A 25,426-nucleotide genomic window follows, 5' to 3' on the forward strand; every position below is an offset into this window, starting at 1 on the left:
TGATGAAACGAGTTGTTGGGCATGTAGGTACAAAAAAGGAGATGGCTTCGGCTTTGTGCAACGAACAGTGCGATTCGGAGCCAAAATCATCTCCACGAGAGGGACGTTGCCCTCGGACGGTTAGCGAGTGTTTTTTAACGCTTCTTTTGGGGCTTTTGGGCATCTAAAAGCCATGGGAAAGGAGGGGTGCAAGGGTCGCACTCAGCCCCGATTAATCGACCGACACAGTAGCCCCAACCATCATCGCCTCTGACGTGGGCGTAGGCGAGATCCAACTCTTCCGTAACTTTCTCTCCCTTATGGTTGACCCCCTCTACAATGACCTCATAATAGTTTTCTCCACTCGAACTATCGGTATAACCGACCTCTCTCATATAGATTTTCTTAATCTTAATCAAAGACCAGTAGGAGTACTCGGTATCACAACAAGCGCACCAGACAAGCACTTCGGGATACTTCGAGAGGAGTGCTATGGTACGTTGAGCCTCTGCTTTGCTAATGTAGGCCAACTGATCTGCCTTAAGAGAGGGGAGGAGTGTGAAAGCGAGACATAATGTAAGGAACAATTTCTTCATCGTACAGTTGTTTTTTGTAATTCTTCCGCTGCAAAGTAATAGAAATAAGCAGAAACCACCAATCCGTAGTGTGATAAAATACAAACGCCCCGCTCTAACTAAGAACAAGGCGTTATGCTGTATGAGAAGGTAGTCCTCTATTAGAGAATCATGATGCACATGCTGTTTCGATTTTTTCTATCCATTGATTGAATCGAGGAGATTTGCTCCTTATCCTCTCAATGCCAATCGCTTCGGCTAAAATATTCCCATAAACTACTTTTGCGTACCCGTCGATTATACGCTCTAATCTCTGTGAGGGGTGTGTATTGGGACCATCGTTTATCATTTCGGGATTATCGTACTGTTCCAATACCTCTATTAACTCCCTCCTTCCAATCAATTCTTTGGGGGAAAATTGCGTTTCAAAAACCTCAATGTTGTTAAAAAGAAGTCCTTCGAACTCATGTAATTGTAGATAGGGGATGAAATTGTTTTGGAGGCGTTCGTCAATATCCTCTTTCATAGCTCCTTCTAAGAAGTCCAATCTTTGATTTTTCTCGGTTATCCTATCGGCTTCTTTCCATAGAGGAAAATGTAGTGAGGGACCGATACCGTAGAAGTCAAGCAATGAGGTGACAACGACATCGGTTTCTCTAAGGTAGGTTTCAATCTCTTTTTTCAATCTTTCCCACGTGAGGAGGCCTCCTCCTGATCTTTTTATTCGAGGGGTTTGAACGAGGACATACCCCCTTTTAGAGCGGAGGTAGGGGGTTAGCAGCATAGAGCAGAACTCCTGTTCGGTCTCTCCTTCACAGATAATGATAAGTCTTTTCATGGGATATAATTAGGTTGTCCTCCTTCGAGCATACTTCTTTTCCACAACTCATCTATTGTATAGTAGTCATCGAGCCACTTTTGTAGCAATTCTCTGCTTTGGCGTTTGAAAAGACTTTCTCCATTGATTTGGTCTACGGTGATAATCTCTTCTGGTTCAAAATGGCTTACTAAATCGGCAGACTGGGTAGCGATAATAACCTGACAGTTGCGTTGAGCAGCTGACTTAATCATACCCGATAGCTTGGCAATAGCAAAGGGGTGTAAGCCTAATTCGGGTTCATCAATAATGATTGTGTCGGGTAGGTTGGGTTGCAAAAAGAGCACAGAGAGAGCTATGAAGCGAAGCGTACCATCGGACAAATCATTAACCCCGTATGTCATGTCGCTGAACTTATCTTTCCAAAGTAGTTTGAGGTTGTTTTCAGCGTTGGGGACAAGGTAGAAGTCGGAGAAATAGGGGGCTACGGATTGAATGTTTTTTATAATCCTATTGTAGACAATGGGCTCTGTTTCGTGGATATGATGCAGAAAAGCGGCAATATTCATTCCATCGGAGTAGAGGTAATGTATATCTGTCTCTGTATTGCTCGGCTTGGTAAAGGGAGCGTTAGAACTCGTGTCGTGGAAATGATACTTTCGGCAAGCATCTAAGAAGTGGCGGATGTAAGCAGCCCGATACATATCTGAAGTCTTGAGCTTTGCCTCTTTCTGAAAGTTGATTATGTTCGAGTGAGAGCCCCTGTATATCAAATCTTCTTTGACAAATATAAAGCCCTCGTCTCCTGACTTTAACGTTGCGGAATAGGCATTGATCCCCTTGCTGAATTGGGTATGAAAGGATAGAGTATCTGTTACCTTACGACCTTGAAAGAGAAATTTATCCATTCCTCCTTTTAGAGCAACATATTCAGTAAGTTTTTGATTGTATAGCCTATTGAGAAAATCGAAGAAAGATATAAAGTTGCTTTTCCCACTCCCGTTGGCACCTATGAGTATGTTGATAGGGGTTAGCGTCAGTTCGACATGCTTTATAGATTTGTACCCACTTATTTCGATGTAGTCCATACTTTCTACATATTTTATCTCCGATGTAGCAACAAATATACTCTTTTTAGATGTACTACCGAAGAGTGTAATAGTCTACTACAATCGGGATACAAAAAAGCCTCGGTCTGCATCACAGATCGAGGTTGTTTCTTGGGGGGAAAGGAATGCAAGGCGGTTAGAGGGGGTAGGTGAGGAGGGTGTCGAGGGAGGTTTTGATGGTGGCGAAGTCTGCGCTTAGATCTAGCGTTTTGACCATCAAGATGTTGCCATCGGGAGTGACGAAGCGTTCGTCGGGTTGCTCTTCTGCCATCGTTTGGGCGTAGAGGAGCATACCGTCCACTTTGCCGTTGTGTGCCTTGTCTTCATTGATCACGTAGGCGTGGATTTGGTAGAGGTTGTCCGAGTGGATTGTCGCTTTGTTGTAATGGCTTTGCAATGTTCGGCTGTAATACTTCGTGTCGATGATGAGGGTGCGCTCGCCCGAAGTCAGGGTAATATCGGACTGCATAGCGGGGAGGAGCGACCACGATGAAGAGCCGTTTTCACAGAAGTTCCACGTAATCTGTCGGGCAGAGGGGCGACACTCGGGGTGATGCTGTTTGTAGTATTCGAGGACGAAGCGTTGGAAGAGGAGGGGCATCTGATCGTGCTTAAAGTGCTCCATCTGGGTGCTACCCGCTTTGTTGGAGAGGAGTTCCCGTTGCCAAAGGAAGTAGCAGAGGTTGTGGAGCATCTGATAGGTGCGACTGTTGCGGTCGTATTGTAGGCGACTCCACGGCACACGGCTTAGTTCGATAGCCTCGATGTCATCGAAAAAGAAGAGCAACTTTTTGAGGGCATTCCTCCGTTCGCTCCTGACACTTCGCTCGCCGATGAGGCGTGTGAGGCTTGATTTGATAATCCGATTGAACAAATTATTGGCGGTGAGTTCGTCGTATGTGCAGGCGAGGCGAGCCCTCTGTGCCATCTTCTCTTTGATGGTCTCGGGCAGGGAGAGCTTGCCTCTTAGGGTGGAGAGGGTATCTTCATAGAGGATATACTCTTTGTGCAACCCCCGTTTTAGGAGATGGGAAACACCCTTGAAGAGGATTTCTGCCAACAAATCATAGATGTTTTCGAACGCCTCGCCCTCGATATGCTCGTAGTTGTTATGCCTCAATTCCTTGAAAGCATAGGAGAGCATATAGTAGATATTCTTGATGGGTATCTCCCTATTGATGATCATTTTAGCAACTTTTTCAAGTGGTCGATGTGCATCTCGCATTGGGAGGTGTCGTCAAACCAATACTCTCGTAGCATCGGTTCGATGTCGTACTCGATAACGTTTTTGAGCCACTCGTCGGAGAAGACCTTTTGGTTGCAGAAGTAGCTGTGTCCGATGCAGAAGCCTCTGCCTAACGAATCGTCGGCACTAATCTCTCCATTGAGAGCGATAATCCCTTGAATGATAGCGTCTAATAGCGGGCTATTTAATCCCTCTTGATAATGCTTAAAGCCATCGGTCTCGAAGCCTGGACGCATCTCGAAGAAGCTAAAGCGACGGCGCAGGGCATAGTCAATCATAGCCAAAGAGCGGTCAGCGGTGTTCATCATACCGATGATATAGAGATTATTGGGCACGGCAAAGGGTTCGTCCGTGTAGGCTAACTTAATCTCTTTGCCTCGGTAACTGTTTTCGATGAGCATGAGGAGTTCGCCGAATATCTTGCTCAAATTGCCACGGTTGATTTCGTCGATGATAAAGAAGAAGTCCTTGTCGGGGCTGTTGTGCGCTTTCATGCAGAACTTGTAGAACAAGCCCTGTCGTAGCTCGAAACTGCCCTGTACATTGGGTTTGTAGCCTAAGATAAAGTCTTCGTAGGAGTAGTTTTGGTGGAATTGCACCATCTCTATCCGTTGCTTGTCCTTGACTCCCATGAGCAGATACGCCAACCGTTTTGCCGTAAAAGTTTTACCCACTCCGGGGGCTCCTTGTAGGATGATGTTTTTCTTCTCTTTCAATAGGGCTTTGAGGCGTTGTAGCTCATGGTCTGACATATAGACCTCTTGCAGAAATTGCTTGTCAGAGTAAGCCTCAAGAGACTCCTCTGAGGTAGGCTGTGGGGAAACTATTTGGGGAGAAGGGACTGTTACGTGTTCTTCGGTATCCTTGTCTTCTGTGACCAAAGCCGTATTCTTTTTCTTGTTCTTCTTTTTCTTTTTCTTAGCAAAGTGGACTCTGTAAATTTCGCATAGTTCGTCGTAGAACTGGAATAGCTTCTTGTCGCCTTTCTTCTCTAATAGAAAATGCTGTATTTCCATTCTGGAGGCTTTGTCTGCGTTGGGCATTCCAAAGTATTGAGCAAGAGAAGGAAGCCATCCTTCTTTTTTCACAGGATCCATATTATAAATAGGCAGTAGTTGCTTGTTAGAATACAAGAAGGCTATTTTCCAAATAATAGCAGGACCTAAGGCTCTTGTCTTGCTCTGCTCAAGTGCCTCGATTGCTTTCCAATCTCCTTTCTGTGCTGCGAGAGCGATCTGTATAATTTCTTCCTTTACTTTATTAAAAACATCAGAGGCTTTTTTCCCCGACTTTCTTTCCCACGCATATTGTTCATCATGGGTATATTGACTGTCGTTTTTTGGATTGTCTTTGTATTCGTATATTCCAAACTTGTAAGCAGCACCACCCCATATAGAACCGAGTTTGTCCAATTTTGATTCTAACCAGTAGCAAAAAGTATCTTTCTCCCCAAGTTTTTTATACTCTTCCAAGGTCATGTTGGGCAAGTACTCAATGGGGAAGCGTTGCAAGAAGGCGTTGTACAATTTATCTCTTTCGCCCATATTGTTATTGCTGATTTGTGGGATGGTTGGGGGGATTATTCGACGTAGAGGAAGAGGCCTTTGAGGTATTCGCCCTCGGGGTGATAGATGCTCACAGGGTGGTCGGTGGACTGTCCCAGTTGTCGCAGGATGCGTACCGATCTGCCTGCCTGCACCGATGCTGTAAGCACTGCCAAGCGGAAGTCCTCGGGCGAAACGGCTTGCGAACAGCTATACGTGAAGAGGAAACTGCCAGGGGCTAAGCGTTCTAAGGCGAGGGCGTTCAGTTTGCGGTAACCGTTGAGGGCATTCTTCAGTGCCGAACGCTTCTTAGCAAAGGCAGGAGGGTCCAAGACGATGAGGTCAAAGGCTCCGTAGGCAATCCCTTTGAGGTATTCGAAAGCATCGGCTACCACGCCTTCGTGCCGTCCGCCAGCTATGGCATCGCCGAAGTTGAGTGCCACGTTATGCTCTACCAAGCTCAAGGCTCGAGCCGAACTATCTACCGAAATTACCTCTTCGGCACCCCCTTGCAGGGCGTAGAGGCTAAATCCGCCCGAGTAGCAAAACATATTGAGCACACGTCTTCCCGAGGCGTATTGACCCACCAAGCGACGGTTGTCTCGTTGGTCGATGAAGAAGCCCGTCTTCTGCCCTCTGAGCCAGTCGGGGAGTATCTGCAAACCATTTTCGTAGACGGGTTGTGCCGTGCTTTTGCCTATGAGGAAGCGATCGCCTACACTGGCTATAGAGGGGTCGGGAAGAGTGGCGGACGATTTGTCGAAAACGGCTGTTACTTCGCCTTGGCATACCGTTACGATGGCCTGTGCGATGCGTTCGATATGTCGATACACACCTGCACTATGTGCTTGTATTACGGCAGTATCTCCGTAGATGTCTACTACCAATCCCGAGAGACCATCGCCCTCGCCATGGATGAGGCGATATACATTGTTGCGTTGGGTGCCTGCTACTTCGTGCGGTTGTATAAGTCCCAAGGCGTGGCGCAGACGGTAGGCCTTTTCTATTTGCTCCACAAAAAAAGTGTCGAAGTCCGTTATCGAAGAGCCGAAAGAGAGCATACGCACCGCAATACTGCCCCCCTCGTAGAAGCCGCACCCCAAGAGTGTGCCGTCGTGTGCCAAGAGGTCTACGGGATCGCCCTCACAGACCTTGCCCTCGATGCGTTCGATGGCTCCACTAAAAATCCATGGGTGAAAGCGGCGCACCGCCTCGTCTCTTCCTTTGCGTAGATATACGGAGGGATATTTTGCTGTCGTCATTGTCTAAAATTCGTTGTGCTGTTGGGGAGATTAGGAGCCTAAAATCATGCGTTCGCCCAAATCGTGCGCATAGCTCATCTTTATCTTATTGAGCTCGTTAAGCTCTTTCATTGCCTGCATGAGAGCCTCGTTGTCGCCTCTGTTTTGTGCCTCCTGCAGTCGTTTGTGGCACTCTTGTATTTGGTGTTGTATGCGTTCGGCTTGGTAGGCTTTGACGCATCGCTCGGTGTCTTCTATTAGTTGACCGATGCTGGGCATCTCGTCGTCGTTGTCGATGTTGAGTACTTTGCGCGAAGTAGTGCTGAGTTGATAGCGATCGGAGAGGAGGTCTACCGAGAAGTCGGCTATAATTGGCTCTTCGTGGTTGGCAAAGTAGGTGGCGGGACGGAAGTTGCTGGAGGTTTCCATACGTTCGCCCGCTTCGTGTAGCATGATGGAGAAGAGCGATGGTTCTCTCTCTTCCAACTCCTCTTCGATACTCGCCTGGATATAGCTCCCGATAGACATCTGGTAGATTGTGCCGTCGTCATTCTGTACTGGTACCTTTTGCTCGCCATACCGCACCAAGAGGCGGAGCAAATCAGTCTCGCCCTTAGTCAAATCAGTGCGCATCTTAGGGGGTTGAACAGCGGGTATATTGGGCTCTTCTCGGGTGGGCTCGGAGTGTGTTTGCGGTGCTTTTTGTTGCTGAAAGTGTAGGTTGTTGCGGGTTATCAATACCTGCTGGAGGAGTGTTTTCTCGTCCAAAAAAAGGTTGCGTGCCATGCTCTGCGTGTATACACTGCGCTCCACTACATCGGGGATGATAGCGATGGTACGTACCAGTTCGTTGAGTACAGCCGCCCGCTTCATGGGGCTCTCTGCCATCTCTGTGCGGTATAGCTCGGTTTTGAAGGAGATAAAATCGACCTCGTGCTGTTGTATGTATTCGTTGAACTCGGTAACGGAGCGTTGGCGTACGAATGAGTCGGGATCTTCACCCTCGGGGAGAAGCAATACTTTGATGTGCATGCCAGCTTCCAAGAGTAGATCTACCCCTCGAATGGCAGCTTTAATCCCTGCAGCATCGCCATCGAAGAGCAAGGTGATATTCTTCGTAAAGCGTCGGATGAGGCGTATTTGTTGGGTGGTCAGTGCCGTTCCGCTGGAAGCTACCACATTTTCGATGCCTGCTTGGTGCATGGCGATAACGTCCATATACCCTTCTACGAGGTAGACCTTGTCGGCTTGCGAGATGCCTTTCTTGGCAAAATAAAGTCCGTATAGTTCTCGGCTTTTGGAGTAGATGATATTCTCGGGCGAGTTGATGTACTTGGCGGTTTTGTCCTTATTGACCATGATGCGCCCACCAAAGGCGACAATGCGTCCGCTGACCGAGTGAATGGGGAATATGATGCGCTCGCGGAAACGATCGCCTGCCGTGCGTCCCTCTGACGGTTCGAAGCATAGCCCCGTTTCGTAGAGATATTTGGGATTGTACCCCGCTTGCGTTGCTTTTTGCCATAGCCCGTCTCGTTGCGAGGTGGCATAGCCCAAGGCAAACTTCTCGATAATGTTTTGCGTAATGCCCCTGTGACGTAGGTAGGGCATTGCTATGGTTTCTCCCTCTTCAGAGCCGAGTAGTTGTTGCTGAAAGTATTCGGCGGCGAATTTTTGTATAAGGAACATGCTCTCCTGCTCATTGCGACGGCGACGCTCCTCCTCGGTCTCTTCGCGCTCTTCAATCTCTATATTGTACTTGCGTGCCAGATAGCGAAGAGCCTCGTGAAACGACATCTTTTCGAGCTTCATCAGGAATGAAATGGGTGTTCCACCCTCGTTGCAGGCAAAGCACTTACAGATATTTTTCGAGGGCGAGACGTGAAACGAGGGGCGGCGGTCGGCATGGAACGGGCAGAGCCCTACGTAGTTTACACCCGACTTGCGGAGCGAAACGAAGTCACTCACCACATCGACAATGTTGGCGGCATCTAAAATACGTTGTTTCGTTACCTCATCTATCATATTTTGCAAGGGAGAGAGTATTTTGTAGGGGCGTGCGCTGAAAAGGAGTATTCGCTTTAAGCTCGAAAGTAAACGCGCTGGATGCGGGGCGAGAGATCGGCAATCAGTTCGTAGGATATAGTGTCGATAGAGCGTGCCAACTCGCCAATATCTGTGAGGGCATCACCGAAAAGGATTACCTCATCGCCCTCTTCCGCTTCGGGGCAGTGGGTCAAATCTATCATGCAGGTATCCATGCAAATATTGCCGATAATGGGGCAACGCTTACCACGTAGGCTGACCCAACCTCTTCCCTGACTAAAGCGACGGTCGTAACCATCGGCATAACCGATAGGAATAATACCGATAGTACCTCCCTCGGGGAGAAGTCCCTTGCGACCATAACCAATCGTATCGCCTGGGAGGATATTTTTTTTCTGCAAAAGGGTGGTGCGCAGGCGGAGGGCGGGTGCCAGGTGCGTATCGCCCGACGAGGAGATGCCGTACAACCCGATACCCAAGCGTACCATATCGGCTGCTTGCTCGGGAAATCGCTCCGTGCCTGCCGTATTGAGTATGTGGCGCAGTGGGGTATAACCCATAAGTTCGGCAAAGCGTTGGTTCGCTTCGGTGAAGCATTCTATCTGTCGTAGGGTAAAAGCATCTTGCTCGGGATCGTCTGCCGCAGCCAGATGAGTAAAGAGGCTCTTAACGTAAACCAGATTGTTGCCCTTAAAGAAGTCGACAAGCTCGATAAGCTCCTCGGGAGAGAAGCCGAGACGATGCATACCCGTGTCAATCTCTAAGTGAATGGCTATACGGCTGAATCCCTGCTTGCTGATTTTAGCGCAGAGGCGTTCCAGTAGGGTACGCGAGAAGATAACAGGCTCTAATGTATAGTTGATAAGGGTGTCGAAGGCACTCTCCTCGGGGTTCATCACCAGAATGGGCGAGAGAATACCTGCCTTGCGCAGCTCTTTCCCCTCGTCTGCTACGGCCACTGCCAAGGCATCGATGTGTGCCTCGTCGAGCGACTGTGCCACCTCGTAAGAGCCTACTCCATAGCCGTTGGCTTTGACCATACCGATGCACTGCGTACCCTTGGGCAGGAGCGAACGGTAATAGTTGAGGTTCTGTACGATAGCTTCCAGATTGACCTGCAGGGTCGTTTGATGCACTTTGTACGACAAGCGATCTATGATACGCTCGAATTGGAACGAACGCGCTCCCTTGACCAGTATGCAACTATCCGATAGATCCTCCAGTGCAGCATGCGCCAGAAGGTCGTCCGTGTGAGCAAAGTAGCTGATCTTGTGATCGGGCAGATAGTCCTGTAAGCGGGTCATCTCCTTGCCGACTACGAAGAGGTGATCTATCGCCAGAGGCTGCATCATATCGGCTACATTGTGGTACAACTGACGTGCCGAGAGCCCGCTCTGCTGTATCTCTGAGAGCACTACGACGCGCTTAAGCCCCATCTCTTTGGCTCTTCTTTGCTGAAAGTCGAGCGCGATGGCAAGCGAGTTGATGTCGTTGCTGCACACGTCGTTGATGATAATGTTATTGTTGTTGCCCTTTTTGACCTCCAGACGCATTTCCACGGGTTCGAGGCGTAGGAATATCTCGGGGTACTCTACAAAGTTGGGTTTGAGCACCATCATTGCCACGATGCAGTGGAGTACATCGTCTACCGAAGCTTGGTCCACAAAGGGTATTTGTATGACCAAATCGGTGCCTAAAGGGGCTATCGTTATCTCGGTAACTTTCTCTTTGGTTTCTATCTTTTTAACGAAGAGCGTAGCCTCTTTGTTCTCTACACTCCACCCACGGCTCTGCCCCAGAAGGCCTGCACGGCGCAATCCGTCGGTTATGTCCTTATCGTCCATATTGTAGATAATGCGCTCGCAGTCGGCAAAGAGCTGTAGTTTCTCGTCGATTTTCTGTGCCAGAGTATTGAAATTCTCCTGATGTGCCGAGCCGATATTGGTGAATATCCCTATCGTGGGGTGTATGATGGGGAAAAGTCGCTCCATCTCGCCTGGTTTGGAGATGCCCGCCTCAAAGAGTGCGAGCGTATGGCTCTCTCGCATTTGCAGTACCGAGAGCGGCACGCCGAGCTGTGAGTTGTAGCTCTTGGGAGAGCGCACTATGTTGTAACTATCGCAGAGGAGTTGGTAAAGAAACTCCTTGACCACGGTTTTCCCATTACTCCCTGTTATCCCTACTACTGGTATTTGAAAGGCGTTGCGCCACTCTATGGCGAGGCGTTGCAGGGCGCGCAGGGTGTCGCTCACGGCTATGAAGTTGGCCTCGGGGCACTTCTCTGCCAGTTCTTCGATATGGTTGATGATAACGAAGTTACGCACCCCATGGTGGTAGAGTTGCTCTATGTAGAGGTGCCCATCGCCCGACTCGCCCAGCAGGGCAAAGAAAAGCGTGTGCTTCGTGTGAGATAGCGAGCGGCTATCGGTGAGGATATGCTCGATGGTGTCGTCGAAGCGTACGATCGACTGCAAAGGGCGTAATCGCTGTACTATTTTCTCTATCGTGTAGATCATGCTTTTACTACTTCTGTCGTATCTCGTGTAACTACATTAGGTATTACTCCTCGAGCGTGGGGAGAATGTTACGAAGTACTAAGTTAGGAAATTTATGGCGGATACGCTTGCCCTCCTGCTCTAAAATCTGCTGCATGGTTCGTTGCTCCTCTTCGGAGGCATGAATAGGGCGGTGCTGGGTGCGTTGGAAGAGTTTTTCGGCTACCTGCAGCGGCTCTTGCTCGCTCGCGGACAACCAACCGTTCAGAAGACGCTGACGGATCACCTCCACGGCAAGCTCGGTCGGATGTATCATATCCTCGGCATAGTAGCGATAGTCGCGTAGCTCGTCCATCATGATTTCGTAGGCGGGAAAGTAGTGTACCCTGCCTTTGAATAGATCCTCAAGAGCCTCAGCCGTGAGGAGTAGCTCTGCCTTACTGCGCTGACTTGCCGCCGCTCCATAGCGTAGGTAGCGTATGGGACTTACCGTGAGGAGAATCTCCAGCTCCCGATTGCGCTCCAAAAGGGTGGCGATTATCGGCTGCAAACGTGCTACGAAAAGCGATTTGTCGCCCTTGGTGTGGGTGAAATGATGCTCGGGAAGTTTGTGGCAATTAGCTACCACGCTCTGCAACTCTTTGTGGGTGTAGAGGAAAGAGGAACCCAGAGTGAGCAGTAACCACCTGCCCTGCAAGAGTTGCTCGCGCCCCCGTTGCAGATCCTCCTCTATGCACTTGAGTGCCTCCTCTTGGGTCGCCCTCGAGTAGCGACTGTGATGCATAAAGCTGTGGTATTTGCCCTGATGCTCAAAGAGCATATTGGGGTCAAAAGCACCTTGCCCCTCTGCCAAACTCTCTAAGGCCTGGGCTATCGAAATCGGGTTGTAAAGTGTGCCGAAAGGATTGACCACAGTGTCGAACCCCCTCTGGAAAAGCCACGACCCGATACGTTCACTGAAGCAGGAGCCTAACGAGAGAATTTTCTCCCCATAGCGAAGGCGTCTCGTCTCCGTTATACCGCTCCACGTTACGGGGGTAGAAAGGGCTATTGCTTTCATGGCAACTTAGCGAAAGCCCTCTTTGAGTGAGCCGATGCGCTGCATAGAGCCTTGTTGGAGCAGATAGAGCTGGGGGAGCTGCGTTACGTTAAAGGGTACCACACTCGTCTGTTGAGCATCGTACACGTTGAGCCATGGCAGTTTGCGTGTGGCCTGCATCCACTGACTCATATCCCTGTCGAATGAAACCATATAGACCTCGGTACGAGGCTCCGATTGTTGGGAGTAACGCCTATTCAGTTCGGCAATGAAGCTCGGCATACCCTCCATGGAGAAGGAGACGAAAGCCAGAAGTACACGAGCGTTTTGGGCAACGACCTGCTCCAAATCTTGCTCCTCGCCACGGTTGTCGATGAGTTTTAGGGGTGGAAATTCTCGCTCTTCAGCCTGCTCAAGCAGTTTGTCGTAGGGCATGCCTCGGCGTTGTTTGTCTATTTTGATTAGTTGCAAGGCTCTGTTTTTCAATCCCTTTGTGTAGGGGTGCTCAGGTTTGAACGCTTCGTATGCAGAGGCTACATAACCGAATGAGTGCAGGTCGATAGTCGAGGGAGCAAAAAAGTCAATCGGGTAGAGCGTCTGACCGCCATTAAGGGTTTGCAAGAGTACGAAATAGGCCTCGAGCGAACTCGGACGGGGGTAGATGTACTTTTCGGAGAGGTGCTTCTTGTGTGCTTCGACCAGTGCTGCTATTTGCTCATTGCCCTCTGCAAGGCTCATTTCGCCTACGCGGCACTGTTGGGTGATGCGTTCGATCTTATCCTCTACGACTTGAGTGGCCTGCTGTATCTGCATCAGGGCTTCGTTGCTTGCTTTGCCTTTGAGCAGACAGCTCCCCAAGGGGTTGTCGAGGCGGAAAGAGAGTGTGATCTTATCGGCAGAGTCGGCACGGAACACGACGCCCCGATTGCCTCGTCCTAAGCGGTAGAGTATCGAGTCTTGCTCTATGGCGTAGCGTAGGCTGAAGTGCCCTTTGCTGTCGGTGCGAACGGAGTCTACAACGCGCAGTGCCTCCAGCACCTCGGTGAGGTATAGCGTGGTATCTGCGCCATCTTCCACTACTCCCTGTACCTCGAAACTGCGCTGTGAAGAGCGGCTGCACGACCCCAAAAGGAGCCACGCGAGGAGGGGAAGAAGTGAGAAAACAAAAGAAAATCTTTTCAATATCATAACGTGTCGATTCAAAATCTCTTTGACCATTTGGGCTCTCGTGGGCTTTCTCGGTTATTCGCTCGGTTCACTGTTCGCTCCCTCTGCCAACTTTCCCCTCTTGCTTATGGGTCGGGGTCGCCTTTTCTGTGGCAAGAGACGAGGTGGCGATGTCTGCTGGCGGTCATTCGGCACAACGCCGTAGGCACACACCTAACGCTCTCCTAAAACTACACCCCTGTGGAGAGAGGACTTCGTGGCGAAGTCCGCGTGCGTCAGCACACCCCAAAAAGCGCAGGCTTTTTGTAAAACGCGGTTTCATTTTGTGGGGGCAAAGTTATAAAATAACGCCCACACTTCTCTTTTCCTTTTCGACCCACTTTCCCTCTTTAGTGAGTTTTGTTTTGTTTCTCTTTCCTTTCTTTTCTTTTATATATAGGGGATAATTCTGCACATAATTCAAGCGAATTATCTTGTAATTATCGGATAATTATCTCCGAATTATCTCGAATTATCGATTTTACTGGGATCTCTCCACTTTTTTATCTTTGCGCCCATGGGAAGTTTTTGACCACCCATTTGCTCTTTTAGGAGGCTTCGAAATGGAAACGCAAAATGCAAGGAAGCAGCACTACATTTCCACTCGTGTAAACGCTCCTTTGCACGTAGGATAACGTAAGTTTGCACGGGACTAAACTTGACTTTGCTCCTGTCAAAACTCCGCTTTTCATTAGTCTGAACGGCACCCCCTTTTTGATTGTTTTTGTTCAAACTTTGTTCGCTGTTTTGTTGTTTACATTGTGTTTTAGATTGTCAATTACTTTCTTGTTAATATATTTGCACTTGTATTTGCAGTGTGAGAGTGAAGTAAATATAAACAATGCAAGAGTAAAGGGATGTTGTAAACGGCATTAAAATGAAGTCAAAAGCCATCTGTAATCTTGAGGTTGCGCAGTCCCTTATAAACAGTCAGAAATCCCCCTTTTGTACGATTAGTGTTCATTGTTCTTATTATGCTGTTTTACAGTACATGAAGCACATATTGGCAAATACGGAAAGAACTCCTATACCCTATGAAAAACAAAAAAGCAGGGCGGAACAACAGTCCTCACACGAGTATATTCTGGGGGAAGTGCGACAGAGGATTTCGGATTGTCGTACAGGAAAAGAGTTTGCTCGACAAGTTCGACTTTTGAAGCAAAAAAGGATTATTGCAGATTATGAAATAGGCAACTTCTCAGTAGAGGAAAGCCTGGAGTGTAGAAATTTGGCGGAAGGATTGATTGCCAAATTAAAAAGTTGTTTTGGAAATATATGAGAAATCCTGAGTTAGAAATCAGACTGCGAAATCAGTTTGAGGAAATGGTAAATCGCTATAAATGGCTGACTGTAAGATTTGAGTACAGTGAAAAGCTATACGTTTATCTCGTTTCTTATGCTCCTGTTGAGGAAATAGAGAAAGACGAAGAGTTTATGAGGGAGGTGATGGCCTTTGAAGACAAATTGAATCTGCTCTATGGAGATAATGCCCCTTTGTTTTGCGATGAAGAGGCGTATTTCAAACTCTCCCCAGATGCCGAGGAGGTAAGATACCGCAATTATGAGTACTTTTCGATGGGTTTGATGGAAAACATAGAAAAAGCTTATCAATGTGAGATTGCTCACATATTGCACAAAGTCCAAGAGGAGACTTCCTTTTATCCATTAGCAGCTTGAAATTATGGACAAAAAAAGTGTAAAGCCTGCGAGTTTCCAGTTTAAAAGGTATCTCGTTACTGATACCTCTGTGAGATTGACAGGTAGAGAAATTAAGGAGCCAGTACAAATAGGGATTGAACCAGAAGGAGATATAGACGAAGCGAAAAAGACATTTCTTCTTACCCTGAGAGTATTGATTCGCGACGAAGAAAAGAACTTAGACTTTAGTATGGTTATAAAGGGCTTTTTTGAATATGAGGTAGATAAAATACAAGATTTGTTGCCTTATATTTCCACAAATGCCCCTGCAATTCTATTCCCTTACGTTCGTGCTTATATATCAAATATAACGGCTTTGGGAGGAATGCCTCCGATTATTTTACCGACATGGAATTTGGAAGGTGTTGGTAAAATGTTAAGAGAAAAATTACTCTCTTGACTTTATAGAACGTGTCTTTGGAATAGAAAAGCTTAGGCAGAGAGATTCGAGTACCTCCCTGCTTTTATTTTCTTATATTTGTGTGGCGGTCGTAAAGCGTTCGCAGACGTTTTATTATTTGCAAAACAAAAGATAAAGACATACTAAAATTTAGGAACCTCGTATGCAGTCAAAAGTTGTACCCCCCTTTGTGAGGGGAGGCTCTCGCTTTTTAGGTCGTTTGTGCAACTCTCTCTGGTTGTTTTCTACACTTTTCTTTTTGAGTCTCTTCTTTCTTGTGAGCTGTGTGCGTAGTTCGTCTGGGAGTATTCTCCGTTCGTTTGAGGTTATCCTTGTGCATAACCCAGCTTCGCCCATTCAATGGAGTAATTACCACTTTTCCCTGCACGATTTGGGAACAGGGCTCTATGCTCCGATTGGGCATCCTGCTTACGATGAGGATAGCGTGATGCTTAGTTTTGGTAAACCCTCTCTTGCTGAACGTCCGCTGCGCTCTGGTGGAGAGACCAAAAGACAATGGAACGAAGGCTCTTTTTCCGCCCAACTGACCATTTACGATATTTCTTTTAAGGAGTGTGGAAAGATACGCTTTCGGGTGAAAGCTACCGAAAAGGGTAATAAGGTGGTGGTTACCGAACTCTTTGGGCACGAGGGATTCAAAGAGTTTCAGCGTATGGCGCACTGTCGAGATGGTATTTGCTCAGTTTTCTTTATTGATTTTAAGGGGACCGAATAGTCGGGGTTGCTATCTTTGAGGCGCGGGCGATTAGCCGATGCCGAGATGTATAAATTAAGAGGAGAAGGGGAAGAAGCTCTTTCTCCTCTTTGTCTTTACCTTATTTTGTGGGAATCATCTCTCTATTGTTGGTTTTTAGAGTTTTACTACTTTTGTTACACTTCTATTTTCCATATTATATGTTATGAAACACGTGATATTAAAGGGCATTGGAGCTCCTTTCTTTGCAGGCATTGTGTTTCTTCTGGTAACAACCTCTTGTTGTCTGCGCAGTACTCAAGAGCCTGACCCTATTGTTGACCCCATTCTCATACCTGGAGAGGAGGAGGTGCGGGACAATATAATAACAATCGTTACGGAAAAGCCTGTCGGTTCGACCCTCGCCTTTACCTATAAAGTGGACGAGAGCGTCAATTTTCCTTTTGAAGTAGAGGAGGGTTTAAAAGAGGGTGTTTGGACCGAAAAGGGAGGTCGACACTATTGGGTTTATACGGTTACACAGCCCATTATTAAGCTTAAGGGACCCATTACTGTGCTTGATTTGTCTACTCGAACCGATGCCGATTTGAACGAACTGGAGGAGAGCAACCGCATAAAATCTATCGTTGTGAGCCCTACAACTTTCTTGAAGAGCCTTATTTACAACAATTCTCACTTGACGGAAAAGCCTACTTTGGAGTATGTCAATGTTTCTAAGGCTCCCAATCTTGCCTACTTACTCGTTCCTCACAGCAAACTAACAAGCCTTGATGTAACGCAGAATAGAAAGTTGTATTCGTTCTATTGTAATGATAATCAGCTTACTGATTTGGACCTCTCGCAAAATGCTCTTCTGAATACGCTCTCTGTGTCGAACAATCCGTTGAAGAGAATTGATGTGCGCCATATGACTCGATTGAACGTTTTGGAGTGCCATAGTTGTGAATTGGCAGCTCTTGACCTAACACATAATCGTGAGTTGTCTCATATTGATGTGAGGTGGAATGCTTTGACTACCCTTGATGTGCGTAACAATCGCAACCTACAAACTCTTACTGCCTCTGTTAACAGATTGCAAACGATATACCTCGGAGAGCATCCGCACTTGAGTATTTTGGAACTTGATGATAATCAACTGACGCACTTAGATCTCTCGGGACTTCCTGTTTTAAGGTCTCTCTACTGCTATCGTAATCAGCTCTCTAAGTTAGATTTATCACACTCTTCAAAGCTCTTTCATGTAGCTTGCTTTGAGAATAAAATAGTGGGTAAATCTATGACACAAATGGTTGCGTCGCTCCCTATCCGTGGCGAGAAGTCCAAAATTGCGATAGTTAATCCACTCGCTGAGAGAGAGCTCAACTCGTGTCTCAAAAGTGATGTGGCGATAGCTACCGAGCGCAACTGGACCTGCTATCAAGTGGCGAAGACTTTTGATTGGGACTTCAATTTTTATACGCATGGTGCCGTGTACGAGGGGAAGTAAAGAGCATCTGATTTTTATCTCTTTCCAATAATAGCTAATTGATACTTCTATGTTGTTTTTTGGGGACAGTTGAGTGTTTGTGTGTGATAAAAAATCTACATTTGCCAAGTAGTTATATATTATTATTTTCTCATGAAGGATAGATTTTGTAGTTGTATCGTTTTTTTGTAGTTCTGCTAGGGGTGTTTCTCTCTTGTTCTCGGAAGGAGGTCTTGGAACAACGGCAGAGTTCTGTCTTTGAAACTCAAGAGTACTTAGAGGGTAAGGCTCTCTCTTTGCGCTCTTCTTTGTTTGCCTCAGGGTTACGTGCCAAAGAAGATTTGAGGGTTTCAGATTTTTCCTATTTGTCAATGCCGAGATTGCGTTCAGAGGATTCGAACAGAGGCAATCTTGGTGTTTGTGTGGTTAACTTTGCGGAAGATAAAGGGTTTGCCATTCTTACTACAGGGGATAAAATCGCTCCTATAGCGATTGTTGATAAAGGGTATTTTGATGTGCAGAAACAGTCTGATCATCAGGTGGATACTATAATCTATCAAATCCTTAGTTTTGCCATAGAAGACCTGATTAGTTTCCCTGACAACCCTCTTCAATCACCGATAGAATACACTTATGATCGCCATGTTTTAGATAGTTTGGGGTTTGATGTTGTTGACTTAATAGAACATAAAGTGCATACTCGATGGAATCAGTCAACTCCCTACTTTTCGAAGAATAATCATAAATATGCTGGCTGTGTCGCCGTTGCTTTATCTCAGATTTTTACTTTTTATGGCACTATCGAAAATCCTATTGCTGGAAGAAAAATAGATTGGGATGGTTTGTCAGAAGAGTCTATTAGAAACAATGGAGAGTTAACTAGGACTTCTCCTAAAAATCTTTTGTCGGATGTGGAGGAAGTTTTGTGGTGGATTGGGCAAAATAGTGATGCTAGTTATGGAGAAAGGGGAACTGGTATGTCCTCAAAAAAGGCTTTAGAATTAGCGCAGAGGAATGGATTTATTTGCAATCCTAGAATGCAAGAATACAATCTTCAAGAGGTGGTGAATGCATTACGAAAAGGCAATTTAACCTATATGGAGGGATTTAGGGGAGAGAAAGATCCTTCAGGGCAAGGTGAAATTACGATTACTTCGGGGCATGCATGGTTATTAGATGGTTATGCAAAAGTCAAAGAGAGGACAAAAGAGGAGGAGTATGAATTGGTGCATGTAAATTGGGGATGGGGAAACTCACGTAGTTTGAATGGCTATTATTATGCAAATTCTTTTTGTGTTAACACAGATGTAGGGTCTCTATTCCCTACAACTGAAGAATTACGAACAGATAATGATATTCGAAATTATGAATACTTTATAAAGATGTCACAGGTTTATCCTAAAAGGAAACGAGTAAAATTAGTGGTAAAAAAATGAGAGAAATAAAAACATTGAGCATCTTTTGGCTCTTGATTAGTGCTTATCTTTTGGTTGCATGTACCTCCAAGGGGGCTGATAAATTTTTGTTGAAAGAAAAAATGAACATGCAAGAGGAGTCTACCCCCTCTTCCTATCCCAGTGAGCCCTCACCCTCCACGCTACACTTTAGTTTGGTTTATGCACATCACTCAGATTTCGATTGGGATTGCTATCACTTTGCCCTCAAAAATGTAGCGACAGAGGCTTATGCTCCCTTTGCTATGCCCGTTGTTCATCGTCGAGAGGTAGAGCTTTTCTTCGGTAAGCCCACCTTGACAGAGAAGCCCCTCATTCCTAAGCCCATAGAGGAGATAAATGCCTTTTGGGGTAGGGATAAATCGACGCCCATGGAGCTTATCGTTTACAAAGACCAAGGGAGCAGAGTGGCGAGTATCTTCTTCCTACTGAGAGAGGAAGCGGGTGCGCCTATCGTGGGCCCCGTAGCACGAGCCGATGGCTGGTCGCTTTGCCGTTGGGTAGATCAGAAGTCGCCCAACCGATTGCCCTACTTTGAGGTGCGTTTTACTTCGGAAGAGGGCTTGTAAGGAATAGTTAAAAAGGGGGTCGCAGGACTCTCTTCGATAGAAAATAATTGGAGGAGGCTTTGTTGCGTGCCGTTGTTGCAGGGTGTTGAGACCGAGAGGAGGAAAAGTGCAGAGAGGTGCGAGCCCCGACCTGAATATCGACAATCGCTGGGTAAGTGCGGTGTGGGCAAGAGTCTCCATATAGAATAGCGTATGAAACATTATGTAGTAATAGGACTACTGCTCCTCCTTTGGGGCAGTATGGGGTTGGTGAGTTGCCGACCCAACGGACAGAAAGAACCCATTGTAAGGGAGCAAGATAAGAGAGCACAAGACCCTCTTAACCCCGACCGACCAGCCCCAGCGGCACTCACCTTGCTTTTCGTCTATGGCGACGAGCCTGAGTACGATTGGAGTGCCTACCACTTTGCACTAAAGAATAGCGAGGCAGGTCTGTATGCCCCCTATGAGAAGCCCATTCTGGGGAGGAACAGCGTAGAGGTTACTTTTGGTATCCCCTCTCTTACCGAGAAACCTCTCATGCCTGCTAATCAATCTGTTAAGGCGATGTGGGGCATTCAGAAAAGTTATGCCGTCCTACTTACCATAGCCGATGCCCAAGGGAAAGAGTGTGGACGTCTCGAGCTTGGCATAACGGAAAACAAAGTGCCCGTTATCAACTATATCGATGGGGCAAAGGGCTTCCGCCTCTGTCGCCTCGTGCAGCAGAGTACCCCCTACCGCTTCCCCTACTTCGAGGTGCAGTTTAACACCCCAAAAGACCCGCAGTAGGGCGCATCACAACCTTTTTGCTTTGATAGCAGAGGCAGGCTCTTTTCGGTAGGGTCTGCCCTTTTCTATTATGTAAGTTAAGAGTGTTAATAGATTATTTATAGGATTTGTTTTATACTTTTGTCGTCTGTATAGTATGTGGTGTAGTAATTGTCTTCGTAAGCTGAAAACTTGCTAAAATAGCCACTACTCAAAACTCCAATTATTCGGTATAAATGGTATGAGCAATTTAGAAAATCAACCCGAGGAAGAGAAGAATATAAATCTCAACAAGGTAGAGGAGTATTTTCAGTGGGCGATTGAAGCCGACCCTAAGGATGCCGATACTCTTGGCAACTATGCTGTTTTCTTGGACGATATTGTCGAAGATCATGATAGAGCAGAAGAGTACTATCAGCGCGCGATCGAAGTCGATCCTCAATATGCTAATGCTCTTTACAACTATGCTCTTTTCTTGCAGGATGTACGAAAAGATTACGATAGGGCAGAGGAGTGCTATCAGCGCGCGATCGAAGTCGATCCTCAATATGCTAATGCTCTTGGTATGTATGCTCTTTTCTTGCAGGATGTACGAAAAGATTACGATAAGGCAGAGGGGTACTACAAGTGGGCGATCGAAGTCGATCCTCAATATGCTAATGCTCTTTACAACTATGCTCTTTTCTTGCAGTATGTCCGAGAAGATTACGATAGGGCAGAAGAGTACTATCAGCGCGCGATTGAAGTTGAACCGAAGGATGCCAATGCTCTTGGCATCTATGCTCTTTTCTTGCAGAATTTCCGAGAAGATTATGATAGGGCAGAGGAGTACTACAAGCGAGCAATCGAAGCCAACCCGAAGGATGTCAAGGCTCTTAGCAACTATGCTGTTTTCTTGGACGATATTGTCGAAGACCATGATAGAGCAGAAGAGTACTTCCTGCGAGCGATTGAAGTTGACCCGAAGGCTACCAATGCTCTTGGCAACTATGCTGTTTTCTTGCAGCATGTTCGAAAAGATTATGAAAAGGCAGAAGAGTACTACAAGCGGGCTCTTGAAGCCGACCCTAAGCACGCCAATAATCTGGGCAACTATGCTGTTTTCTTGGAAGAGGTTCTTGAAGACTATGATGGGGCAGAGACGTATTATCTAAAAGCTCTTGAGATAGCACCTAATCATCCAGATTTTCTTTATAGCTATGCCCTATTCCTCGAAGATGTTCGCAAGGATGAGGAGCAGGCTAATGAGTATTTCGAACGAGCCGAGGAGGCGGAGCAATCGGAAGGCGTATAGCTTGGAGCGGGATGGTGCGTGTGTGGCATTCGTAGGCGAGGCGCATCGCTCGGAAATGTATTGTTATTCAAAAAGGAACTACTATCTTTGCGAGGTGCTTTTGTGGCGCATTTTACCCCCTTTTCGCAGAGGGTGGCACAGAATAGACAAATAGTAATTACAACATTATAATCATAGAAAACGGAAATATGAATATTCCTGCAAATCTTAAGTACACCACCGATCATGAGTGGGTGAGCCTCGATGGCGATGTAGCAACTATTGGTATCACAGATTACGCTCAAGGCGAGTTGGGCGAAATCGTATTCGTAGACGTTCCTACCGAAGGTGAAACCGTAGCGCAAGGCGAGGTATTTGGCTCTATCGAAGCTGTGAAGACCGTAGCAGACCTTCTCATGCCCGTAGAGGGAGAGGTTATCGAGTTGAATGCAGAGTTGGAAGAGCAACCCGAGTTGGTGAACAATGATCCTTACGGTAAGGGTTGGATCGTGAAAGTACGCATTGCAGATGCGGCTCAAATCGATGCTCTTATGGATGCTGCTGCTTACCAAGCATTCTTGGGATAATCGTTAGGTAGTACGTTTTAATAGATTGACCGAAAAAGCATGATGACTCCACTCGTTAGCATCATAATGGGTAGCACTTCGGACTTGCCCGTTATGGAGAAAGCGGCACGCCAGTTAGAGGCGTTGCAGATCCCTTTCGAGATGTTGGCTCTCTCTGCGCACCGTACGCCCGATGAGGTGGCCGAGTTTGCCACTGCAGCCGAGGCGCGTGGCGTGAAGGTGATTATCGCCGCTGCTGGTATGGCTGCCCATTTGTGTGGCGTGGTGGCTTCGATGACGCCACTACCTGTCATTGGAGTTCCCATTAAAGCTTCGTTGGATGGTATGGACGCTCTCTTGGCTATTGTGCAGATGCCTCCTGGTATTCCCGTGGCTACTGTGGCGATAGATGGAGCACAGAATGCAGCTTTACTTGCCGCTCAGATGCTCGCTTTGGGCGATGAGGGCTTGATGAAGCGCATGAAAGAGTTCAAAGAGTCGCTCAAGGAGAAGGTAGTGCGTGCCAATAAAGACCTGAGTGAAATCAAGTTCCAATACAAGGTAAACTGAAAAAGCTTTCGTTCTATTTCGGTCAAGTATATAGTCTTTGAATCCCCAATCGGGGGGAGAACATAAATAAATAGAGACTTGTCTAAGAGGAAGCAACGGTACATACCACCCCAACGGAGGTGAGGTGTACGGTTGCTTTCTTTGTTATACATGGATTGTTTATATGGCATAGGCTCTCTTTGGGATTGTGTGGAAGTTGTGACGTCAACCTTTTCCACCCTGTATCTTTGTATAAGAATGGGAACGCCGTAAAATCCCATAAAAATCCAAAGCTCACGTTGAAAAAGAGAAGAAAAAGTTACCCATGCAAAAACAGAAAACAGCAGAGGCATCTCACAGTGCGCTGAATTATTGCCGTCGCGCCACGAAAACGGTTACCATCGGGGGTATTCCTTTGGGGAGCCTCCACCCCTTACGCATACAGACCATGGCCAATGTTTCGACCAACGACGTGGAGCAGGGTGTGGCGCAGACCTTGCGGGTTTATGCCGTGGGGTGCGACTATATGCGCTTTACAGCTCAAGGAGTGCGTGAGGCTATAGCTCTGGGCGAGATTCATAGGGTCTTGCGAGAGAAAGGTTGCCCTATTCCCCTGGTGGCAGATATTCATTTCAATCCGCAAGCGGCGTACGAAGCCCTAAAGCATGTCGAGAAGGTACGCATCAATCCAGGTAACTTTGCCGATCGTAAGGGAGATAGAGCCCAGTATCCCTCCGAAGAGGCATGGTATGAGGCGGGAGCACAACGGGTTTCGGAGGTGTTCGGAGCTTTTGTCGAAGAGGCCAAAAGGCTCGGTCGGGTATTGCGTTTGGGTATTAACCATGGCTCTTTGAGTGAGCGGATGCTCCACCGTTGGGGCAATACGCCCGAGGGAATGGTCGAGAGCTGTTGGGAATATCTCTCTGTGGCACAGGCGCATCAGTTCGACGATATTGTTATTTCGATGAAGAGCTCCAACGTGCAGGTAATGACACAAGCGGTGCGTCTATTGGCAGCCCGTCTTGATGCGCATGGATGGAACTTTCCCCTCCACTTGGGGGTTACCGAGGCGGGCGAGGGCGAAGATGGACGCATCAAGAGTGCTGTCGGTATCGGCTCTCTGCTCTTAGATGGTATAGGCGATACACTTCGGGTCTCTCTGAGCGAAGCCCCTGAGGCAGAGTTGCCTGTAGCACAGCGATTGGTGTACCACGTAACCCAGCGTGCCGAGGCTCCTCTGCTTAGCTATGCAGGTGCTCTGGAGTACACTCCTGCTATGTTGCCCCGTACGGAGAGCCGTTGTGTAGCAGATTGTTACGGAGGAACAACTCTCCCTAAAGTGTTGGTCTGCGGAGAGATAAGAGGGGGGGAGAAACCCCTCATCGCAGGGGATGCCCTCTTGCCCTATGGTGTGGAGTGGGAGCATCTTTCTGTCGAGGCAGCAGAGGGAGTGCACTTCCGATGCTTTGATGCCGAGCGATTGACTCCTGCCGATATAGTCAAAGTGAAGAGCGACGCCTGCACAGTACTACTCCTGCACGCTACGGGAGCCAATGCGGTAGGTGCGTGGCGCAGAGCGGTAGCACTTCTGACCGAGGAGAATTGTACGGCACCTCTTTTTTTGTATCGTAGTTTCGAGGAGGAGGCTTGGGAAGATATCCAACTCTTCGCCTCTGCCGATATCGGGTTACTTCTGTTAGAGGAGGTCGCTTCGGGGATTGTCCTATCGTCGCCTTGTTATAGAGCCGAGGAGTTGTACTCTGTCGGCTTGGGTATCTTGCAGGCTACGCGCTTACGCTTCTCTCACACCGAGTTTATCAGTTGTCCTGGATGTGGGCGCACCCTGTTCGATTTAGAGGGAACTATCGCGCGCGTTAAAAAGGCTACGGCACACCTGCCCAATTTGAAGATTGGTATCATGGGGTGCATCGTAAATGGCCCAGGAGAGATGGCAGATGCCGACTACGGCTATGTGGGAGGAGCACCAGGCAAAATAGACCTCTACAAGGGGCAAGAGTGTCAAGTGCGAGGCATCCCTGAGACGGAGGCGGTAGAGGCACTCATCGAACTCATCCGCTCGCATGGTGATTGGATTGAGCCTGCCGAATAAGATCTCTCGACACAAATTCAGACGTTTCAAACGAGCGAAGGTACTCGAACTTGGGGCAAAAAGAGCTAACTCTTTGGTATATCGAATGTTTTGGCTAACTTTGCCTCCGCTTTGCGCAATCTCTGTCGAGACATAATCCGTTAGAGCGGCTCGTTACATTGCGTTTGGTAGCATACATACTAATTAAAAAAGAAGAGAAAATATGGATTTCATTAAGTTGGTGCACGAAGAGTTCAAGTCTGGCAAAGAGCACCCCAAGTTTACAGTAGGTGATACTATCACCATCGATTACCGCATCTCAGAAGGTGGTAAGGAGCGTATTCAGAAGTATCGTGGTACTGTAATTGCTTTTCGTGGTCATGGCGATAAGCGTCGTTTCACTGTACGTAAGGTTTCTGGCGAAGTAGGTGTAGAGCGTATCTTCCCTTACGATAGCCCATTTATCGAAGCTATTACAGTAGAAAAACATGGTAAGGTACGCCGCGCTAAGCTTTACTACCTCCGTGGTCGTATGGGTCGTGCTGCTCGTATCAAAGAGCGTCGTTCTCTCTCAAAGAGCGTTAAGTAAGAGAGAAACTTG

24 protein-coding genes are annotated in these 25,426 nt (G+C 47.4%); 14 read left to right on the plus strand and 10 right to left on the minus strand.

Features of this window, described 5'->3' with window-relative positions:
* Positions 1-2 precede the first annotated feature (2 nt).
* On the plus strand, positions 3-167 hold the full coding sequence (locus tag B5D06_RS08945; protein WP_159442675.1) for a hypothetical protein: 165 nt from the start codon (positions 3-5) through the stop codon (positions 165-167).
* Here B5D06_RS08945 and B5D06_RS02670 read toward each other — a convergent pair.
* The 10 genes from B5D06_RS02670 to B5D06_RS02715 form a co-directional block, all read right to left on the minus strand.
* Positions 135-575 (minus strand): hypothetical protein, encoded by a 441-nt coding sequence (locus B5D06_RS02670; RefSeq protein WP_078736487.1) that lies wholly within the window; start codon positions 573-575, stop codon positions 135-137. The two genes, B5D06_RS08945 and B5D06_RS02670, sit on opposite strands and share 33 nt — an antisense overlap.
* A gap of 148 nt (positions 576-723) precedes the next feature.
* A complete protein-coding gene (locus B5D06_RS02675) occupies positions 724-1,392 on the minus strand; it encodes a DUF4276 family protein (RefSeq protein WP_078736488.1) in 669 nt (222 codons plus the stop codon).
* A complete protein-coding gene (locus B5D06_RS02680; protein WP_078736489.1) occupies positions 1,389-2,459 on the minus strand; it encodes an AAA family ATPase in 1,071 nt (356 codons plus the stop codon). The genes B5D06_RS02675 and B5D06_RS02680 overlap by 4 nt, the downstream gene beginning before the upstream one ends.
* A gap of 157 nt (positions 2,460-2,616) precedes the next feature.
* The gene (mcrC, locus tag B5D06_RS02685; protein WP_078736490.1) at positions 2,617-3,666 is read right to left on the minus strand and encodes a 5-methylcytosine-specific restriction endonuclease system specificity protein McrC; all 1,050 of its coding nucleotides are present in this window, start codon (positions 3,664-3,666) and stop codon (positions 2,617-2,619) included.
* Positions 3,663-5,270, minus strand: coding sequence for an AAA family ATPase (locus tag B5D06_RS02690; RefSeq protein ID WP_078736491.1), 1,608 nt, complete (start codon positions 5,268-5,270; stop codon positions 3,663-3,665). Before B5D06_RS02690 ends, mcrC begins: the two co-directional genes overlap by 4 nt.
* 35 nt (positions 5,271-5,305) lie before the next feature.
* Positions 5,306-6,532, minus strand: a complete 1,227-nt coding sequence (locus B5D06_RS02695; RefSeq protein ID WP_078736492.1) for a class I SAM-dependent rRNA methyltransferase — start codon at positions 6,530-6,532, stop codon at positions 5,306-5,308.
* A 30-nt stretch (positions 6,533-6,562) separates the two neighbouring features.
* The gene (dnaG, locus tag B5D06_RS02700; RefSeq protein ID WP_078736493.1) at positions 6,563-8,536 is read right to left on the minus strand and encodes a DNA primase; all 1,974 of its coding nucleotides are present in this window, start codon (positions 8,534-8,536) and stop codon (positions 6,563-6,565) included.
* Between the two features lie 56 nt (positions 8,537-8,592).
* The gene (locus tag B5D06_RS02705; RefSeq protein WP_078736494.1) at positions 8,593-11,073 is read right to left on the minus strand and encodes a bifunctional UDP-N-acetylmuramoyl-tripeptide:D-alanyl-D-alanine ligase/alanine racemase; all 2,481 of its coding nucleotides are present in this window, start codon (positions 11,071-11,073) and stop codon (positions 8,593-8,595) included.
* A 43-nt stretch (positions 11,074-11,116) separates the two neighbouring features.
* Positions 11,117-12,112 carry a GSCFA domain-containing protein gene (locus tag B5D06_RS02710; protein WP_078736495.1) on the minus strand — a complete coding sequence of 332 codons (996 nt, stop codon included), beginning with the start codon at positions 12,110-12,112 and terminating at the stop codon, positions 11,117-11,119.
* 6 nt (positions 12,113-12,118) lie between these two features.
* Positions 12,119-13,309: a DUF4369 domain-containing protein gene (locus B5D06_RS02715; protein WP_078736496.1), complete on the minus strand. Its 1,191-nt coding sequence runs from the start codon at positions 13,307-13,309 to the stop codon at positions 12,119-12,121.
* Between the two features lie 1,022 nt (positions 13,310-14,331).
* Between B5D06_RS02715 and B5D06_RS09110 the strand changes: the two genes are divergently transcribed.
* The 13 genes from B5D06_RS09110 (at position 14,332) to rplS (ending at position 25,414) form a co-directional block, all read left to right on the plus strand.
* Positions 14,332-14,454, plus strand: a complete 123-nt coding sequence (locus B5D06_RS09110; RefSeq protein WP_260398601.1) for a hypothetical protein — start codon at positions 14,332-14,334, stop codon at positions 14,452-14,454.
* Between the two features lie 118 nt (positions 14,455-14,572).
* Entirely contained in the window at positions 14,573-14,974 is a 402-nt protein-coding gene (locus B5D06_RS02730) for a hypothetical protein (RefSeq protein WP_078736499.1), read from the plus strand.
* 4 nt (positions 14,975-14,978) lie between these two features.
* Entirely contained in the window at positions 14,979-15,395 is a 417-nt protein-coding gene (locus tag B5D06_RS02735; protein ID WP_078736500.1) for a protein-export chaperone SecB, read from the plus strand.
* A 163-nt stretch (positions 15,396-15,558) separates the two neighbouring features.
* The gene (locus tag B5D06_RS02740; RefSeq protein WP_078736501.1) at positions 15,559-16,131 is read left to right on the plus strand and encodes a hypothetical protein; all 573 of its coding nucleotides are present in this window, start codon (positions 15,559-15,561) and stop codon (positions 16,129-16,131) included.
* Between the two features lie 184 nt (positions 16,132-16,315).
* The gene (locus B5D06_RS02745; protein WP_143742591.1) at positions 16,316-17,596 is read left to right on the plus strand and encodes a leucine-rich repeat domain-containing protein; all 1,281 of its coding nucleotides are present in this window, start codon (positions 16,316-16,318) and stop codon (positions 17,594-17,596) included.
* A gap of 212 nt (positions 17,597-17,808) precedes the next feature.
* Positions 17,809-19,011 (plus strand): C10 family peptidase, encoded by a 1,203-nt coding sequence (locus B5D06_RS02750; protein ID WP_143742592.1) that lies wholly within the window; start codon positions 17,809-17,811, stop codon positions 19,009-19,011.
* Between the two features lie 101 nt (positions 19,012-19,112).
* Positions 19,113-19,598, plus strand: a complete 486-nt coding sequence (locus tag B5D06_RS02755; RefSeq protein WP_159442676.1) for a hypothetical protein — start codon at positions 19,113-19,115, stop codon at positions 19,596-19,598.
* 192 nt (positions 19,599-19,790) lie between these two features.
* The gene (locus tag B5D06_RS02760) at positions 19,791-20,369 is read left to right on the plus strand and encodes a hypothetical protein (RefSeq protein ID WP_078736505.1); all 579 of its coding nucleotides are present in this window, start codon (positions 19,791-19,793) and stop codon (positions 20,367-20,369) included.
* 220 nt (positions 20,370-20,589) lie between these two features.
* Positions 20,590-21,642 (plus strand): tetratricopeptide repeat protein, encoded by a 1,053-nt coding sequence (locus B5D06_RS02765; protein WP_078736506.1) that lies wholly within the window; start codon positions 20,590-20,592, stop codon positions 21,640-21,642.
* A 188-nt stretch (positions 21,643-21,830) separates the two neighbouring features.
* Positions 21,831-22,208: a glycine cleavage system protein GcvH gene (gene gcvH / locus B5D06_RS02770; protein ID WP_078736507.1), complete on the plus strand. Its 378-nt coding sequence runs from the start codon at positions 21,831-21,833 to the stop codon at positions 22,206-22,208.
* 42 nt (positions 22,209-22,250) lie between these two features.
* Complete coding sequence (purE, locus tag B5D06_RS02775; RefSeq protein ID WP_078736508.1) at positions 22,251-22,757, plus strand: 5-(carboxyamino)imidazole ribonucleotide mutase; 507 nt, start codon at positions 22,251-22,253, stop codon at positions 22,755-22,757.
* 304 nt (positions 22,758-23,061) lie between these two features.
* A complete protein-coding gene (gene ispG / locus B5D06_RS02780) occupies positions 23,062-24,846 on the plus strand; it encodes a (E)-4-hydroxy-3-methylbut-2-enyl-diphosphate synthase (protein ID WP_078736509.1) in 1,785 nt (594 codons plus the stop codon).
* A gap of 202 nt (positions 24,847-25,048) precedes the next feature.
* Positions 25,049-25,414 carry a 50S ribosomal protein L19 gene (gene rplS / locus B5D06_RS02785; RefSeq protein ID WP_078736510.1) on the plus strand — a complete coding sequence of 122 codons (366 nt, stop codon included), beginning with the start codon at positions 25,049-25,051 and terminating at the stop codon, positions 25,412-25,414.
* Positions 25,415-25,426: the final 12 nt, after the last annotated feature.

The sequence above is a fragment of the Porphyromonas circumdentaria genome (assembly GCF_900167105.1).
Classification (GTDB): Bacteria; Bacteroidota; Bacteroidia; order Bacteroidales; family Porphyromonadaceae; genus Porphyromonas; species Porphyromonas circumdentaria.

Excerpts from the sequence above, each read along its gene's own strand:
- B5D06_RS08945 (WP_159442675.1), top strand. The coding sequence starts at position 3 with ATGAAACGAGTTGTTGGGCATGTAGGTACAAAAAAGGAGATGGCTTCG.
- B5D06_RS02670 (WP_078736487.1), bottom strand. The coding sequence starts at position 575 with ATGAAGAAATTGTTCCTTACATTATGTCTCGCTTTCACACTCCTCCCC.
- B5D06_RS02675 (WP_078736488.1), bottom strand. The coding sequence starts at position 1,392 with ATGAAAAGACTTATCATTATCTGTGAAGGAGAGACCGAACAGGAGTTC.
- B5D06_RS02680 (WP_078736489.1), bottom strand. The coding sequence starts at position 2,459 with ATGGACTACATCGAAATAAGTGGGTACAAATCTATAAAGCATGTCGAA.
- mcrC (WP_078736490.1), bottom strand. The coding sequence starts at position 3,666 with ATGATCATCAATAGGGAGATACCCATCAAGAATATCTACTATATGCTC.
- B5D06_RS02690 (WP_078736491.1), bottom strand. The coding sequence starts at position 5,270 with ATGGGCGAAAGAGATAAATTGTACAACGCCTTCTTGCAACGCTTCCCC.
- B5D06_RS02695 (WP_078736492.1), bottom strand. The coding sequence starts at position 6,532 with ATGACGACAGCAAAATATCCCTCCGTATATCTACGCAAAGGAAGAGAC.
- dnaG (WP_078736493.1), bottom strand. The coding sequence starts at position 8,536 with ATGATAGATGAGGTAACGAAACAACGTATTTTAGATGCCGCCAACATT.
- B5D06_RS02705 (WP_078736494.1), bottom strand. The coding sequence starts at position 11,073 with ATGATCTACACGATAGAGAAAATAGTACAGCGATTACGCCCTTTGCAG.
- B5D06_RS02710 (WP_078736495.1), bottom strand. The coding sequence starts at position 12,112 with ATGAAAGCAATAGCCCTTTCTACCCCCGTAACGTGGAGCGGTATAACG.
- B5D06_RS02715 (WP_078736496.1), bottom strand. The coding sequence starts at position 13,309 with ATGGTCAAAGAGATTTTGAATCGACACGTTATGATATTGAAAAGATTT.
- B5D06_RS09110 (WP_260398601.1), top strand. The coding sequence starts at position 14,332 with ATGAAAAACAAAAAAGCAGGGCGGAACAACAGTCCTCACACGAGTATA.
- B5D06_RS02730 (WP_078736499.1), top strand. The coding sequence starts at position 14,573 with ATGAGAAATCCTGAGTTAGAAATCAGACTGCGAAATCAGTTTGAGGAA.
- B5D06_RS02735 (WP_078736500.1), top strand. The coding sequence starts at position 14,979 with ATGGACAAAAAAAGTGTAAAGCCTGCGAGTTTCCAGTTTAAAAGGTAT.
- B5D06_RS02740 (WP_078736501.1), top strand. The coding sequence starts at position 15,559 with ATGCAGTCAAAAGTTGTACCCCCCTTTGTGAGGGGAGGCTCTCGCTTT.
- B5D06_RS02745 (WP_143742591.1), top strand. The coding sequence starts at position 16,316 with ATGAAACACGTGATATTAAAGGGCATTGGAGCTCCTTTCTTTGCAGGC.
- B5D06_RS02755 (WP_159442676.1), top strand. The coding sequence starts at position 19,113 with ATGAACATGCAAGAGGAGTCTACCCCCTCTTCCTATCCCAGTGAGCCC.
- B5D06_RS02760 (WP_078736505.1), top strand. The coding sequence starts at position 19,791 with ATGAAACATTATGTAGTAATAGGACTACTGCTCCTCCTTTGGGGCAGT.
- B5D06_RS02765 (WP_078736506.1), top strand. The coding sequence starts at position 20,590 with ATGAGCAATTTAGAAAATCAACCCGAGGAAGAGAAGAATATAAATCTC.
- gcvH (WP_078736507.1), top strand. The coding sequence starts at position 21,831 with ATGAATATTCCTGCAAATCTTAAGTACACCACCGATCATGAGTGGGTG.
- purE (WP_078736508.1), top strand. The coding sequence starts at position 22,251 with ATGACTCCACTCGTTAGCATCATAATGGGTAGCACTTCGGACTTGCCC.
- ispG (WP_078736509.1), top strand. The coding sequence starts at position 23,062 with ATGCAAAAACAGAAAACAGCAGAGGCATCTCACAGTGCGCTGAATTAT.
- rplS (WP_078736510.1), top strand. The coding sequence starts at position 25,049 with ATGGATTTCATTAAGTTGGTGCACGAAGAGTTCAAGTCTGGCAAAGAG.